The following is a 15,962-nucleotide window of genomic DNA, read 5'->3' on the forward strand; positions in this document are numbered from 1 at the left end:
AGCCCCCAGCAGCCCATTTACTGGGGGCTCGGCGGCACTCGACCCCAGCCACCCTTTATGGAAGCCCAGTTTTGAAACAGCCTCTAAGGAAGCCAGGAAACCAGGAATGATGAGTTGGAACGCCGATGCAGGCGAATAAAAATTTCCATTGCTTCTCTCTGCCTTTTTCCTGCTTTCCTGGCTTCCTTATAAAATCTGCTACTCTGCGTCTCCGCGTCTCCGCGTCTCCGCGGTTAAACTAGATCCATGAAATTCGCCCAAGCCTACACACCCGGGAAGCTGGCCCTGTCGTTCGAGTTGTTTCCGCCCAAAACGCTGGCGGGCGAGGAAGCCCTGTGGCGAAATCTGGAAGAATTAATGGCCTTTCGGCCCAGCCTGGTCACGTGCACGTATGGAGCCGGCGGCAGCACGCGCGATAAAACGCTGGAAATTGTCAGCCAGGTGCGCCGCCGCCATGGTTGCTCGGTGGCTTCGCACTTAACCTGCGTGGCCGCAACCGTCGAGCAATTGCGGTCGTATTTGCAAGCGGCCAGTCAGCAGGGAATCGAAAACATTGTGGCGCTGCGTGGCGACCCGCCTCGAGGCGAAACTACCTTCCAGCCGGTGGCCGGCGGTTTGCGCTACGCCAACGAATTGGTGGCGCTCATTCGCCGTGAATTCCCGCAATTTGGCATCGCCGTGGCCGGCTATCCGGAAACACACCAGGAAGCATCCAGCCCGGAAGTCGATTTACAAAATCTGCACCGCAAAGTGGCGGCCGGGGGCGAAGTGGTCATTACGCAAGTGTTTTACGATAACGCCGATTTCTTCCGCTTCCGCAAAGCGTACCAGACACTGGGCATTGCCGCGCCGCTGGTGCCCGGCATTTTGCCAATTACCAATTTGGCGCAAGTGCAGCGAATTACCTCGCTCTGCAAGGCCCGGTTGCCCGATGATTTGCTCGCCCGATTGGCCGCGGCCGGCGAAGATGAAGCCGCCCAGTTTGAAATTGGCGTGGAGCATGCCACGGCGCAGGTCAAAGAACTGCTGGCTGCCGACGTGCCGGGCATTCACTTCTACGTGCTGAACAAATCGCCGGCCACCGTTCGGGTGCTGCAGGCCGTGCGCGGTTAGAGCATTTCTCGCGGACGCATGCCGACCATAGCCGGATGCTCACAGCTTCCGGACCGGACGGCGTGGCCGTCCGGCTATTTTCAACGAGCTACAGCGAACGCGGGTTAATTCAACTGCGAAATTAAAACCCGATCGTCGCATCGTCGAGAATCTTGCCGTCGTTGCGTTCGCCCAGGTAGCGATGCGTCAAGGGATCGATCGAGACGGAAACGCTAGTGGTCCGTCCGTCGCAAAAGACAAAATTCACAATTCCGCTATGGGCGCTGCCGAACAAGCAACCGTACACGCCGCCAGTATCCACCTGATCGTTGAGCATGGCGACATTGGGATTAGCAGTCGTTCCAGCCTGAAGGGGCTTGCTCGGATCGCTGGGAAAGCTTCCGTCGGTGTTTTGAGTATCGGTCGGATCATTTTGCCAGAGTACTAGCGTGGTACGGTAGTTATCGGCCCCCATGCCGCTGTACAAGTTTCCTTCGTCACCAAAATACCCGCCGTCTTCGGTATGCTTCCGGTCGACGAATTTTTCGCCGAACAAATAGGTTTTGCCAGCGCCATCATGCACGCTGCCATCACCGATGAGACTGCGCTGAAAAACTACACCCGACCAGCGTAAAGTTGCATCGAAGCCAGTTCCCGCAACACCGTTGGCATAGGTATTGGGGAAGGTGTTGTTGGGACCTGACGCCGGATCCAGAAAGCAGCCAAATTGTTGTTCGGTCTCCGTGGTGCCTGTGCCCGATGCCTTTTTATATTGCACTCCCGCGTTGGCCGCGAAATCGCCACGAGCCACCGTGGAGGAGTTAACTTGCTGGGCGCCGGTTGCCAAGGGATCGTACGGATTCATGTTCGGATTTATAATCGTGTTCCACGCTTGCACGGCGCGCCGAGTGGGGCAATTCATGATGGCTTGCGTGGTTTGAACTTGTCGGACAACGTCTCCTTGCATTTGCGCATCGGTCAGCGAGTTAGAGCCTTGTCCCAAAACGTACAGGTTATTTTCATCTAAATAGGGAAGCAAATTATAAACCCATCCGCCCGGCTGCTTGACGCCATTCCCACCGTCGGCGAAACCAACCCACAATGGCCCCCAACCGCCCGTGACATAATGACTGGTCTTTGATTGGCATTCCAAGTTTGCCAAACCCAAGTTCCTCAAATTGCTTTTGCATTGCGTGATGCGGCCTTGTTCCCGCGCGGCATTGATGGCCGGCAATAACAGCGACATCAACACGCCGATGATGGAAATTACCACCAGCAACTCGACCAACGTGAAGCCGTGACGAAGCATCCGAGAGCGAGACATAATTGATACCCTCGCGCAATGGCGCGTGTTGAAAAACTAAAGCCCCTGCATCGGCCTTCTACCCGAATTGGGAATATGGCCGCAAACCTCTCCTCCTGCCGTTCCAAGGCCAGCGAACGCAGCCACGGCGGGAATCCAACCTGTAATGTACCAAGTTCCAGGGGCAAAATGCAAATACTATTTTGTGCAACCGCAATAAATTCACAGATTCGGGGCCGGCGGAGCCAATCGATTTCTGCCCCGAACCGCAGTTTTAATGGGGTTTTGGCGCCCCGAAAAGCTCCTCCCGCAAAAGCCGCGAACAGAGCAAACCGAGGTCGAAATTCACCCTAAAACCCCGTCCCGGTCCGGTACCCCCCGTGTGAAGGGTGGATTGTGCCTATCGTAGCGGCCGGTTGCGCAAATTTTATCTGCCATAAACGACCTTGCCTTTTGACTCGGCGCGCCGTCGTCGTAGATTCCAGTGTAAACAGAAAAAACTTTGTTTTTTGGCATATTCGTCGGACGCCCGGCAACTCAGGGGATGGGCGGCTAACCGTGCCGAATATGTCCGCGGCGAAATTGCGCGGTGACAAGCCGGTCGCAATTTTCGCGCGTCATTCACAAGCCAACGTTCGCAGAGAACAGCAAAACGCCCCTATGAACATGCCCCTTGATTCCAGCACGTTGCAGTCGACCGTCACGAGCACCTTCATTTGGATTGGGCTGGCGATGGCCCTGGTGGAACTGCTGATTGGCATGGGCGTAGGGTGGTGGCTGCGGGGCGGCCGATCGGGCGGCTTTAAGCTTCAGCCAGAATCCGGAAAATCCCAGCAGCACCAGGACGATTTGCACGAGGCCGAGCACGCTTTATCCAACTTGCAGGAATTAGCCCAGCGCGTAAAAGCCGACGTGGGCGCGCACTCTTCGCAAGTGGAGGCGATCAGCAATCAACTGAATGCCGGGCAGGCGCGCGGCGGCATTCACGAAGCCAAGGTGTTGGAAGCGGTCACCAAAATTCTATCCGCCAATCAGCAACTGGAAGAGCGGCTGCACACGGCCGAATCGAAGCTGCAACAGCAGGCCGAGCAAATTAAAGTGCATGCCACCAATGCGCTGACCGATGCCCTGACCACCTTGGGCAATCGCCGTGCTTTCGATGCGGAGCTGCCGCGGCGCATTGCCGATTATCAACGCCGTGGCGAGACGTTTTCCTTGTTGATGCTGGATGTCGACCATTTCAAAAAGTTCAACGACGTGCACGGTCACCTGGCCGGCGACGAGGTGCTGCGCATGGTCGGCCGCACGTTGAAGGTTACGGCCCGTAAGGCCGATTTTGTCGCTCGCTACGGCGGCGAGGAATTTGCCATTGTCATGCCCTGCACTCCGTTGGCGGAAGCGGTGGAATGCGCCCAGCGCGTGCGGGAGGGCGTGGAACAGGCCATGTGCGAGTTCGAAGGGAAAAAATTGAACGTAACCGCCAGCATTGGCGTGGCGGAAATTACCGCCGGCCAAACCCCCTCGGCATTGGTTCAATGTGCCGACGAAGCGTTGTACGCCGCCAAGCAAGGGGGCCGAAACCAGGTGCAGCGTTACCGTAGTTCCACCACGCCTCCGCCGGCGTCACCCGCGCATTCCGTGGCAGAGTCAGCCGCCGAGAAAAGTGCCGCCGCGAAGCCAGCCTTGCTGTTTTCGGCCACGCCGGCGTCCGGCGATGCCCGCACCGATGCCCAAACCGGCCTGCCCAATCGCACGGCCTTTTGCGAAGAAATTCATCGCCGCTTGTCCGAAGCGCAGCGGCACGGCAATCGCTTGTCACTGATGCTGATTACGATCGACAAATTCGACGAGTTGGTCCAAAAGCACGGCGCGCATGCCGGCAATTTGGTCCTCCGCACCTGCACCCAATTTCTCACCGCGGCCATGCGTGAAATGGACGTGGTTGCTCGCTACCGAAGCGACGTGTTTGGAATTTTGTTGCCGGGCACGGCGCTGTCCCATGCATCCGCCGCCGGCGAACGGCTGCGCGTGGCCGTGGAGCATTGCCCGCTGCGGCTGATGGACAAAGATATTCGCTTCACCATCAGCGGCGGCACGGCCGAAGCGCAACCCGGCGAAGATTTAGTCACGTTCATCACGCGCACCGAAGACTCCAAGGCGGCAGCGGCGCAGGGGAGCGGCAACAAAATCCGCTTGCATAACGGCCTGGCGGTTGAAGCCTTATCCGAGCAAGCACTGGCTGCCGTCAGTTGAATTCTGTTCAAAGCCGCCCGCTAGAAACACCGTCTGCTAAGTGTGCTGGCCGCTAAGAGCACTCCCCGCAGCGCCCTTTCAGCAGCACCTCAGTAATTTTTCCGATGGGCGATTGCTTGCTGCCCGGCGTCGGCTTGATGTTCACGCTGACGCTGGAAAGACAAGTGACGTGGCCGCAATCGACGCACACAAAATGCGGGTGATCCCCCTCATGGGCGCCGCCGGTTCGCCGTAATTCGAACCGCCATACATGGTCGCCCAGCTCCACGCGCGTCACCAGGCCGGCCTCGGTGAGCTCAATCAAATTCCGGTAAATCGTCGCCCGATCGAACCCCCGGGGCCGCAGCACGTCGGCCACTTGGGCATGCGTCAGGGGGCGCGTGGCGTCAATCAACTGCTGCATAACCCACAGCCGGGCTGCCGTGCAGCGCAAGCCGACCGCCCGCAACCGCTGGCGCACTTTTTCCAGCGACGGTAATGCAGCCGATGTTTTTCGCACGCCAAGTTTACTCATCATTCACTGATTTCCATTCCCCATTCTGCCTTCTGCTTTCTGCCTTTGCCTCTCACCCTTCCGCTCCTTCCTCTTCCAACCCGTATTCCTTCAACTTCTTGTGCAGCGTGTTGCGGTTGATTCCCAAACGCGTGGCGGCTTTGGTTTGAATGTTATCGCACGATGTCATCACCTGGGCGATCAACTCCCGCTCCAAGCGATTGACAATTTTCGTGTACAGGCTGTCTTCGTTCGGGCCGGCCCCGTTCAAACCTTGCTGCACTAATTCGTAGGTCAGGGTTTCGACATCGGCACCCCGAATGCGGCTGGTGCGGGGCTGCTTTTCGCCCAACAGCGTGGCCGGCAGCAAATCGCAAATGAGTTCGTCCCCCGTGGCCATGACTACGGCCCGTTCGATTACATTCTGTAATTCGCGCACATTCCCCGGCCAGTGATAATCTTGCAATGCCTCCAAGGCGCGCTTTTCCACATGCGCCACGTAGCGATCGTTCTCCTCATTGTAGTAGGTGAGAAAATGTCCGACCAATTCGGGAATATCTTCCCGCCGTTGGCGCAAGGGCGGCAGATGAACGGGCACCACATTCAGCCGGTAATACAAGTCTTCGCGAAATTCCTCTTTGTCGACCAGTTCCTGCAAATCGCGATTGCTGGCCGCAATGACCCGCACGTCAACCCGGATGGTTTGCGTATCGCCCACCCGTTCGAATTCGCGTTCCTGCAGCACGCGCAGCAATTTCACTTGCAGTTTTTGCGTCGTGGAGTTGATTTCGTCCAGAAAAATCGTGCCGGTGTGGGCGGCTTCAAACCGGCCGGTGCGATTGGCCACAGCCCCGGTGAACGAGCCGCGCACATGGCCGAACAATTCGCTTTCCAGCAAGCTCTCCACCAGCCCGCCGCAATTGACGCGCACAAAGGGCCCGCTGCCCCGCGTGCTGAGTTGATGCACCGCCTTGGCGATCAATTCCTTGCCCGTACCCGTTTCGCCTAAGAGCAATACCGAGGCATTCGATCGAGCCACCTGGCGCGTAAGGCGATAGACATCCTGCATGGCTTTGCCGGAGCCAATGATGCCTTTAATCGGCGGACCAGATTGTGGATCTAACGGGGGCATGCAAAATGGTGTCAGGGTTCAAATTTTTCCAGGGCGGTGAGGGTAACCGGCCCGATTAATCCCGACGGACGCGGCTCCCACTTGGCGGCGGAAAACAAGTTATTCCGTCCACGATTTTCGGGATCGCGGGCGGCTACGTTGGCGTTGTAAAACCGCTTCCACGGCACGTCGTGCTTGTCCATGTCGGCAATGCGATTGGCCATTAGGTTCGAAACGGAAATTTCCAGCGTGTTTTGGTCCTGCAATTTGTCGGCCGGAATATCAATCCAAAACGGCGCGGCGATCAGCGTGCCCAAATCGGCGCCGTTCAGCGTGACCCGCGCACTTTCCGCCACCTTTCCCAAATCCAACCGCCAGGTAGCCGGCGCTGTCCCCTGGGTCGCTTGCGGCTTAGCGAATTTCAGCGTGTACTTCGCCGTGCCCGAAAACACTTTTCCCGCATCGCCGTTCCACTCGGTCCACGATTGCAGTTTGTCGGTCTGGACCGCCGCCGGCAGTTCTGGTCCGCCTTTCACAAAACTTATATCCCATGTGCCGGCCAGTGGCTGCGCTTCCCCGTGCGGCCGAACATATGCCCAATTCGATCCGCCCGGCGACAATTGAAACGTTTTCACCAGGCACGATTGTCCGGGCGACAGTTGCAAATACACTTGCGACCCATGTTCCTGGCCGGCTTTTACAACCCCGCGGCCCAGTGCGCCGGTCATCGGATCAAAAATCGCCACGAATTTTGCATCGGCTGCCAGCGGCACCCAACCGTCGATTGATTTATCGGACCCGTTCACGACGAAATATACCCGGCTGCCGTCTCCTTGGCGGCGAATGTATTGCAAGCCTTGGCCCACCATGGTTTCGGGAAGAATGGCCCCCTGCGCGAGCAAAGCAGTGAGCTTTTGTCCTATGAAAATGTGGCCGGCGTCCAAGTGAATGTCGCTCACGCCGCTGGACTTGTTCTCCGGCGCGGGGAGCGATTTAACCATCGCCTGCAAAGCCGTGCGGCGCTTTTCCAAATCGTTCCATCCCGGCACGTCGCTGGGCAGGGCAGCTTGAACCATCACGGTTGCCCCTTGCTTGACTAGGAACAATAATTTTTCCAGTGTTTGCGGCGGCAAGTATTTTGTTTCCGGCAGCACAATGGCCTTGTAGGTGTTCCCGCCGCTGCGCAGCGCACCGTCGGCAAACGTTAGGCTGTTCAATTGCCGGTCGGAAATAAAATCGAAGCTGTATCCGGCTTTGACCAAAGCCCGGCCGGTGTCTTGCGCGGGAAATCGCCCGCCAATGTTGAAATGCGGCAAATTCCCGTTGCCCGGCTGCATCCACACGTCGTAAAACGGCGCGTACACCAACAAGTCATTGTCGGGCTGGCCCGATTGCAACAGCGACTGGCAGCGCGCCACGTATTTATTGAGCGTGGCAAAATCATCCCACCACGAATTCGCCGGGCAGAATTCCACAGCGGCGTAAAACAAAAACCCAGGCCACGCTTCCTCCGGCGGCGAGTAAGGAGTGCCGTGATACAAAATGTGATTAATGCCGGCCAGCAGCGTGGTGTTGATTCGCTGTTTGGCGTGGGCCAGCGTGGTCAAAAAGTGATCGTCCAGCCAGGTGCAGGTTTCGCTCGAAGCCAACCGCTTGCCCAACACATGCGCCGCTGACGAGGCGTACATCATGGCCACTTGCATGTTCAGCTCGCCTTCCGCGCCGCCAGGATTGCCGAAGCCTTCGGTTTCGGGAATATCGGCCGCGGCGTACAAATCGAGCACGTTGCCCGGCGAGCCGTGCGCCTGGTTGCGAATCATCTTGCCGTGTCCAGCGGCCCATTGCCGCCATACCGTGGTGAAGTTATCCAGCAGCAAATCGGAAATGGTTTCGCGATAATCGCACAACAGCCGCGTGTATTCGTCGCTGGGCTTGGCGGCCAGCAGCACGGGCAAATGCAGCCGCAAATCGTAACCGCGTCGCTGTTGGAATTCGTCAAAGAACTGCGGCGTGAAATTGGCTTCGCCAAACGTGCCGGAATCGAGTTCGTACGAATCGCAGAAGAACGCGCGGAAGCCGTCCAGCTTTTGGTCTTTCAGCGCACTGTCGAACTTGGCCAAGTAATGCCCAATGGCCTCGGCGCTAAAATGATCGGGCGTGTGCCCCTCGCCGCCGGGAGCGGCCCGTTTGACCATCCGGCTGTGCAGGCCATCGAAAATGGCGTACAGCGTCCACGTGCCGGAATCGGCCGGCGGAGTCCAATCCAACATACCATCGGCGCCCACTTGCTTAGTCAACAACAGCGGCTTCTGGCCGGCTTTGTCGGAAAATGCCATCAGCGTGTTCAATTTCAGCGGGTCGGGCATTTTCAAATTGTCGATGGCCAGCTTTTGCAAATCGGGCGTGTTGCCAAACGGCTCCTTGATTTGCGAAATGTTCACGCTCCGCGGACTGACCATGCCGGTTTCGACCAGCTTGATTGGCTCGGCCAGCTTCTCGCCGGATTTCACCGTGAACTTTTTGTGCGCCATGTATTTGCACGTATCGTCGGGCGTAACCCACGGTCCGCCAAACGGCCAGCCTGTGCCCGTGTTCATGTCGATGGTTATTCCCAGCCGCTTGCCTTCTTTGAGCGTGTAGGCAAAGCGGCTGACCCAATCGGGCGACAAATACGGAATGAATTTGTCTTCCTCTCCCTTCACGCCGTAGATGGGAGTAATTTCCAACCCGCCCAAGCCTGCGGCCGCATATTGCTCCATGGCCGCGTGCAGGCCGTCCTCGGTGGTGATATTCCCCAACCACCACCAGCGGCTCCACGGTTTGGCTTCGGCCGTGATGGCGGGCCAAGCCAAATCCGCTGCACGAGCTGTAGCAAGAATGTTTGCTGCAGCGAATCCGCACAGCAGCAAAGCGATAGTTTTTAGAATGCGTGACATATCAATGGCTCCCGCCAATCTCGTTCCCAGGTTACTTTTTCGTTGGCAATTCAATTGCATCGAGAATCAGGCCGAGCAGTTGCTGCGCGGCCTTGTCCTCCGTTGCGCTTTGGTTGTAGCGATCATATTGATGTTGAATTTCCACAGTCGTGAGTTGAATGCCGGATTTTCGTACCGCCTGGCTGAAGGCGGCAGCCGCCGTCTGGCGCATGCCGAGGGGCTCGCTGGGGGAGTTGGCCGTATCGACCAGCGCTTCTTGCACGGTTTGTTTGCCCAGGCCGCCCAACAATTTGGCCGCTGCCGCACTCGTGGCTGGCCGATGCAGCGCGCGGGTTAGCTGCGCCTCGTACGGCATTAAATTGAAATCATGCGGATCCGCTTCGCTCAATTGCGCCAGCCAAGCCAGCGCCGCCAGCGATTGGCGCAAACGAACCGCTTCGGGAACCAGCGCGCCGCCGGCCCGGTCAAGCAAGCGATCGACAAAATATTTCATGCCGTCGGGTGTGACCGGCCGCTGAAAGCCCGCCGCTAGTGCACGCTCCTCGGCCAGAATTCGCATGCGGTCAATGTCGCCGTCGGCATCTTCCGCCAACAGCGCCACCGGCACATGGGCCGTGCGCGGATCGTCGCGCAACAAATCTAAGGTCACCCACAGCGGCGGATGATCCAGCCGGCTGCTGAGCACAAGCAACTCATAATCGCCCGACGAAATGGCTTGCAAATAGGCTTGCCGTCCGTTGGCGGCCAAATCGACTTCATAACCCAGGCCGGCCAACATGGCGGCCAATTGCCCGGCGACGACCATATTCGGATACGCCACCAAGGCGCGTTTGTTGCCTGGCGAATCGGCGAAGAATGCCAGGGCTTCCAGCACCTGGCTGGAACCGGCAAAGGGGGCCGTCGGCTTCAATTTCATAATTGCCTGGACCGCGGCAAACTGCAGCCGCCGATCTCCCTGCTGCACGGCCAAAATCAGCGGGCGTAATTTTCCGTTGCGTTCCTCCAGCAGCGTGCGATCGCCCATTGTGCCCAAAATTTCCGCCGCCGCGGTGGCCGCCGGAAGTTTGCCCATCGACATCGCCGAGGAAAGCGCATCTTCCATGGCCGCGGGTCCTAGCTGCGTTATCTGCTCTCTCTGCTTCTGAGAGAGGGCCGGGGCGAGGGTGCTGGATGAGTCCGACAGTTCTCGATCCAAGCCTGACCGCAACTGTGCTGCTTGCAGCGTGCTGATTAAATACAGCCGCTGGGCCAAAGCGTTCTGCGGAGCAAGTTCCAGCAAATCGGCCGCAAAGCGTGATGTCAGCACGGCTGAGGCCAGTTCCGAGGGCAAGTTTTCGCGCTGAAGAGCGCCGCTGGAGGAGTTCCAGCTCCAGACAACCACATTTCCCAGGCCATCGGAATTGAGGGGCCGATCGTGTTTCAAATAACGCTCGATTTCCGTGGTTAGCAGTTTGGCGGCGTCGGCCGCGGTGGGATTTTTTGCGCCTTGAATATCGGCCAGCGCCGCCCGGGCGGCGGCCTTTACCGCCGGCGAGCTTTTTTCCGATGTGGCCGGAGCGGCCAAATACAGCACCGCTGTGGGCGAATCGATTTGCCGTAGCACGTCGACGATTTGCACTTTCAGCGCGTCGCTGTCGGTTTGCAATGCGGCAACCAACGGCGGCACCGCCTGCTCGCCGATTTTGACCAGCGTCATGCGGGCCAGCGGCTGCACGGCTGCACGGTTGGCGTCGGCCAGCGCCAACACCAGCGCCGGCACGGCGTTTTCGTGAGCGGCCAAAATTCGCTTCAAGGCCGCGCGCTGCACGGCAGAGGAAGGATCGGTCAGATGGTCGATTTCGCCTTGCAACCGCTGCGGATCGCGAGCTTGATTAGCGGCGGCGGCCAAAACTGCATCGGCCCATTGCCGACCCGCCGGTTGCAAATCGGCATTGTTCGCCAGCCGTAGCAGCGTGGCGGGATCGATTTGTCCGGCCGCTTCGGCCAGGGCGTTTTCGTCGGACTTAGCATCAGCCAGTTGCTGGAGATATTTCTTCGCCAGATCGACACGGCCCAAATCGGCCAGCACGGCGGCGGCTTGCAGCAACTGCGCCGGCGTGTGCGGATTGGAATCGACGATAGTATCGACCGCCGGGTCCGGCTTGGCAGTCATAATGGCTTGCGCGGCTTTGAGCGCGGCATCGGTTTTGACCGCGGCGTCATCTTTGGGGGCAGTGACATTGGGAGCTGGCGCGGCGCCCCCGGCAGCGTTACCCCCAGCGGCCGGCGCTGCATTTTGTGCTAAGCCGACAAGCGGAAACCCAGCGCAAATGGCGATGCAGGCAATCTGAATTCGAAGTTGGCCAATCATAGTTGTTCTGCCTTCTGCTTTCTGCTTTCTGCCTTCAATTTTTCCCGCCACGCCTCAATTTGCTTTTCCACTTCTTTCGGCGCGGTTGATCCGTAACTGACGAACCGCGCCAGCGCGTTTTCCACGCCCAATGCTTTCCGCAGGCTTTCGTCCAAGGTCGGGTCGACCTCATGAAAATCGTTTGCCGTTAAATCCGCCAACCGCACGCTGCGATCCATGGCCATCCGCACAAGCTTGCCGACCAGTTCGTGCGCGCTGCGCTGCGGAACGCCTCGGCGAATGAGTTCCTCCATGAGCGTCGTGGCGTCGAGATATCCGCGATCAAGCTTTTCCGCGATGGCCGTTCGGTTCAGCTTCGTTTCTCGCACGAGCGGCGCCGCCACTTCCAGCGAGGCCAGCACCGTGTCGACCGAATCGAACAGCCGCTGTTTGTCTTCTTGCAAATCGCGGTTGTAGGCCAGCGGCAAGCCTTTCACCAAAACCAACAAGGCTTGCAAATTGCCAATCACCCGCGCCGTTTTGCCGCGCACCAGCTCCAGCACGTCGGGATTAATTTTTTGCGGCATGATGGAGCTGCCCGTGCAGAACGCTTCGGGCAATTGCAAGAAATTGAACTCGACCGTGCTCCACAAAATCCACTCTTCCGCCCAGCCGCTGAGATGCTCGGCAATCAGCGACAACACAAATGCCAGCTCGATCACAAAATCTCGATCGCTCGAAGCATCCAAGCTGTTGGCCATCACTTGCGGCTGGCCATTCTCGTCGACAAAACCCAACCGCCGCGCCACATCACTGCGATCAATCGGCAAGCTGGTGCCGGCCAGCGCTGCGGCGCCCAAGGGCAGCACATTTACCCGCTGCCTGCAATCGGCCAAGCGCTGCCGATCGCGCTCCAATTTTTCGCAATAAGCCAACCAGTAGTGCGCCGCCAACACAGGTTGAGCCCGCTGCGTATGGGTGTAGCCGGGAAGAATCACGCCGGCATCGGCCGTGCAGCGCTCGACAAATGCGGTTTGCAAACCGACCAGCGCAGCATCGAGCCGATCGATACTGTCGCGGCACCACAGTCGCAAATCGGTCGATACCTGGTCGTTCCGGCTGCGGGCCGTGTGGAGCTTGCGGCCGGTGTCGCCAATCTGTTCAATCAATGCCCGTTCAATATGCAGATGAATATCTTCCAGCTCGGTGGAAAACGGAAATTGATCTTGCTCAATCTGTTGGCGAATGGCCGATAATCCTTGCTCAATCTGTCGGCATTCGTCGGCTGTGATAAGGCCTACCGTGGCTAACATTTGGGCATGCGCAATAGAAGCAGCGATGTCGTGCGCGTACAATCGGCGGTCGAAGCTAATGCTTTCGGTAAACTGCTCCACGTTGGCGTCTGTCGGCTGGCGGAAGACGCCCGACCACGCTTTTTTCGACACGGCAACTCCCGGCGCGGGTAGCACGCCCCGAATTATGGAAGGGCGTGGTAGAGAGGCGAGCGTAGACAACATCTTTAGCGTAAACGGCTTACGCCAAACGGTCAATTATGCGGGGTTGCGCCGGCGGGTAGAATATTTCAGGTAACTATAGCCGGGCACAGTTACCTGTCGATTGTGCCGATCGTGCCGACAACCTATCCACAGCGGCAGGCCGCCGTTTCATTGCTTCAAACCCTGCCGCTGCAACACTTTCGCCATTCCAACGCGGTTAGGCAGCGGGTAAAACTGCAAACACAAATGGCATCCCTAAAATTTGCAAGAATGCGGGTTCGATTCCGAACTACCAGTAGGATAAAACCCGTCGTGCACATCCTCGGAGAATTCTCATGAAGCCCTTTTACGCCGTGCTCCTTGTTGTGGCGCTGGTGATCGTGTTGGGAATTGGCATGTGGATTTCGGCCTACGGAGCGTTGAACGCTGGCAATCAAACGGTGAAGGAATCGTGGAGCAACGTGCAATCGACTTTGCAGCGCCGGGCCGATCTTATCCCGAACCTGGTCAACACCGTGAAGGGCTACGCCACGCACGAGGAAAAAACGCTGACCGAAGTGACCGAAGCGCGCTCTAAAATAGGCTCGGTGAACATCGCCGCCGCCGTCAACGATCCGCAAGCCATGAAGCAATTGCAAGAGGCGCAGCAACAAATGGCCGGGGCACTGTCGCACTTGATCGCCGTGGCCGAGCAATATCCGAACTTAAAGGCAGATCAAAACTTTCTGACGCTGCAAAGCGAATTGGAAGGGACCGAAAACCGCATCAACGTGGCCCGCGAGCACTATAATGAAGATGCCCGAACGTTCAACACCAAAGTCAACGGCTTCTTCGCGCGGTTCGTGGCCAATTCCTACGGGTTCAAATCGGCCGAATACTTCGAAGCCGCGCCCGAAGCGCAAAAAGTCCCGGAAGTAAAATTCTAAACGGCATGCCGCTTACGAAAATTGCACGCAACTTGGCGCTGGTTTGCCTGCCGCTGGTCGCTGCGCTGCTCGGGAAGAACGTGGTCTATGCCCAGCCGCCCATTCCGAAATTGCAGCAGTGGGTGATTGACCAGGCACATGTGCTTTCGCCCGATCAAGCACAGCGTTTGTCCGACCTGTTGGAAGATAAGGAGCGGCAAACCAGCAACCAAATTGCCGTTCTGTTAATCGATTCGCTCCAGGGAGATAGCATCGAGCACTTCGCAAATCATGTTTTCAACACGTCACAAATTGGCCAAAAGCACAACGATAACGGCGTGCTGCTGGTGGCGGCCATCCAAGATCACACAATGCACATTGAAGTCGGCCGCGGCCTGGAAGGCGCCCTGACCGATGCCCTGTCCGCGCAAATTATTCGCGATCAAATTGCGCCGCGCTTCAAAGCCGGCGATTATTTTGGCGGCTTGTGGGAGGGCATCCTGGCCATCGATCAAGTCATTCATGGCGAATACAAAGCCATGAATCGGCCGCCGCAGTCGCATGTGGGCCTCAATGCTGATGTGGCCAAGCTGCTGTTTTACATGATTATTTTCATCGTAATTCTGGCTTCGCACATTCGTTTCCGAAGATCGCGGAATTACTGGTTCAGCCCGTATTGGATCTCCGGCTCCAGCGGCAGCTTTTCCGGCGGTTATTCCGGCGGGGGATTTTCCAGCGGCGGTTCCTCAGGTGGCGGAGGTTTTTCCGGCGGAGGCGGCGGTTTTTCCGGAGGTGGCGGCAGCTCGGGCGGCGGCGGCGCCAGCGGAAGCTGGTAGAATAACTGTCGCCATGCCGCCGTTGCCAAACAATTTGAACTCCGCGAGCCTGCTGCCCATTGTTGAGCAATCAGCTGCCGACGGCTATGTGCCACCGCGCGGACCGTATATCGATTACGTCGGCTCGCTGGCCGCCCGCAGAAATTCACCCCATCACCCGCTCACGCCATCACCCGCGAATTCCCCACTCCCCGTTCCCCATTCCCCACTTGCGGTTCAGCGCGACCAACGGTCGCGGCTTTATAACATGCCGCTGCCCACAACCCGCGGCGAAATGAAGCAGCGCGGCTGGGATGCCGTCGATATCGTGTTCGTCACCGGCGATGCGTATGTCGATCATCCCAGTTTCGCCATGGCGTTACTCGGCCGGTTGCTGGAAGACGAAGGGTTCCGCGTCGCCATGCTCAGCCAGCCCGATTGGCACAGTTGCGAACCGTGGCGCACCTTCGGCCGGCCGCGGCTCTTCTATGCCATCAGCGCCGGCAACATGGATTCGATGATCAACCACTACACGGCCAACCGCAAAGTCCGCAACGACGATGCCTACAGCCCCGGCGGTCGCATCGGCCGCCGTCCCGATCGGGCCACCTTGGCTTACTGCCAGCGGGCCCGCGAGGCATACAAAGGCGTGCCGATTATTGCCGGCGGCGTGGAAGCCAGCCTGCGGCGATTGGCCCATTACGATTATTGGTCCGACCGTGTGCGCCGCTCGATTGTGCTCGATGCCAAGTGCGATCTGCTGGTGTACGGCATGGGCGAGCGGCCGATTATCGAAATCGCCCATCAACTGGCCGCCGGCGCCACGGTGAAAGATTTGCGCCATCTCCGCGGCGTGGCCTACCGCCTGGGCGCGAAAGAATCCGCCGCACTCGCTGAATCCTCTCCCTTGAGGAAAGAGCAAATTGCTGAATCCACTCCCTCTGGAAGCGGGCAGGGTGAGGGTGCCGCTCATTCCCCACTCCCCATTCCCCATTCCCCATTCGTCTCACCCCCGCTCACCGCGCCCACCATCACGCTTCCGTCCTATGAAGAAGTGTGCGGCGAGAGCGCTCCCGCCAAGCGCGCCTTCTGCACACTCACCAAAATTTCGCATCAGGAAACCAATCCGCACAATGCCAAACGGCTGGTGCAATATCACGGCGCGGAAGCGGTGGTGGTGAATCCCGGCGCGCTGCCGCTGACGCAGGCGGAAATGGATCGCGTGTACG

Annotated in this window: 11 protein-coding genes; 5 read left to right on the plus strand and 6 right to left on the minus strand. The window is 58.4% G+C overall.

Going from position 1 to position 15,962, the window contains the following annotated elements; translation table 11 throughout:
- The first annotated feature begins 246 nt into the window (after positions 1-246).
- Positions 247-1,113, plus strand: coding sequence for a methylenetetrahydrofolate reductase [NAD(P)H] (gene metF / locus VFE46_08790; GenBank protein ID HZZ28085.1), 867 nt, complete (start codon positions 247-249; stop codon positions 1,111-1,113).
- A 121-nt stretch (positions 1,114-1,234) separates the two neighbouring features.
- On the opposite strand, the gene VFE46_08795 is transcribed toward metF, so the two are convergent.
- The gene (locus tag VFE46_08795) at positions 1,235-2,416 is read right to left on the minus strand and encodes a DUF1559 domain-containing protein (protein HZZ28086.1); all 1,182 of its coding nucleotides are present in this window, start codon (positions 2,414-2,416) and stop codon (positions 1,235-1,237) included.
- A gap of 639 nt (positions 2,417-3,055) precedes the next feature.
- On the opposite strand from VFE46_08795, the gene VFE46_08800 reads away from it, so the two are divergent.
- On the plus strand, positions 3,056-4,648 hold the full coding sequence (locus VFE46_08800) for a GGDEF domain-containing protein (GenBank protein HZZ28087.1): 1,593 nt from the start codon (positions 3,056-3,058) through the stop codon (positions 4,646-4,648).
- Positions 4,649-4,700: 52 nt separating this feature from the next.
- Here VFE46_08800 and VFE46_08805 read toward each other — a convergent pair whose 3' ends face one another.
- The 5 genes from VFE46_08805 to argH are packed head-to-tail and all read right to left on the minus strand — an operon-like array spanning position 4,701 to position 12,962.
- Positions 4,701-5,165: a transcriptional repressor gene (locus VFE46_08805; protein ID HZZ28088.1), complete on the minus strand. Its 465-nt coding sequence runs from the start codon at positions 5,163-5,165 to the stop codon at positions 4,701-4,703.
- Between the two features lie 49 nt (positions 5,166-5,214).
- Entirely contained in the window at positions 5,215-6,273 is a 1,059-nt protein-coding gene (locus tag VFE46_08810) for a sigma-54 dependent transcriptional regulator (protein HZZ28089.1), read from the minus strand.
- Between the two features lie 11 nt (positions 6,274-6,284).
- Entirely contained in the window at positions 6,285-9,188 is a 2,904-nt protein-coding gene (locus VFE46_08815; protein HZZ28090.1) for a glycosyl hydrolase, read from the minus strand.
- Positions 9,189-9,219: 31 nt separating this feature from the next.
- Positions 9,220-11,538, minus strand: a complete 2,319-nt coding sequence (locus VFE46_08820) for a hypothetical protein (protein HZZ28091.1) — start codon at positions 11,536-11,538, stop codon at positions 9,220-9,222.
- Entirely contained in the window at positions 11,535-12,962 is a 1,428-nt protein-coding gene (gene argH, locus VFE46_08825) for an argininosuccinate lyase (protein ID HZZ28092.1), read from the minus strand. The genes VFE46_08820 and argH overlap by 4 nt, the downstream gene beginning before the upstream one ends.
- A 386-nt stretch (positions 12,963-13,348) precedes the next feature.
- On the opposite strand from argH, the gene VFE46_08830 reads away from it, so the two are divergent.
- From VFE46_08830 to VFE46_08840, 3 genes are all read left to right on the plus strand, one after another.
- Positions 13,349-13,939: a LemA family protein gene (locus tag VFE46_08830; protein ID HZZ28093.1), complete on the plus strand. Its 591-nt coding sequence runs from the start codon at positions 13,349-13,351 to the stop codon at positions 13,937-13,939.
- Between the two features lie 5 nt (positions 13,940-13,944).
- Positions 13,945-14,754: a TPM domain-containing protein gene (locus tag VFE46_08835; protein HZZ28094.1), complete on the plus strand. Its 810-nt coding sequence runs from the start codon at positions 13,945-13,947 to the stop codon at positions 14,752-14,754.
- A 13-nt stretch (positions 14,755-14,767) separates the two neighbouring features.
- Positions 14,768-15,962, plus strand: a 1,195-nt coding sequence (locus tag VFE46_08840) for a hypothetical protein (GenBank protein ID HZZ28095.1), incomplete at its 3' end; no start/stop codon positions are given.

The sequence above is a fragment of the Pirellulales bacterium genome (assembly GCA_035656635.1).
GTDB lineage: Bacteria > Planctomycetota > Planctomycetia > Pirellulales > JADZDJ01 > DATJYL01.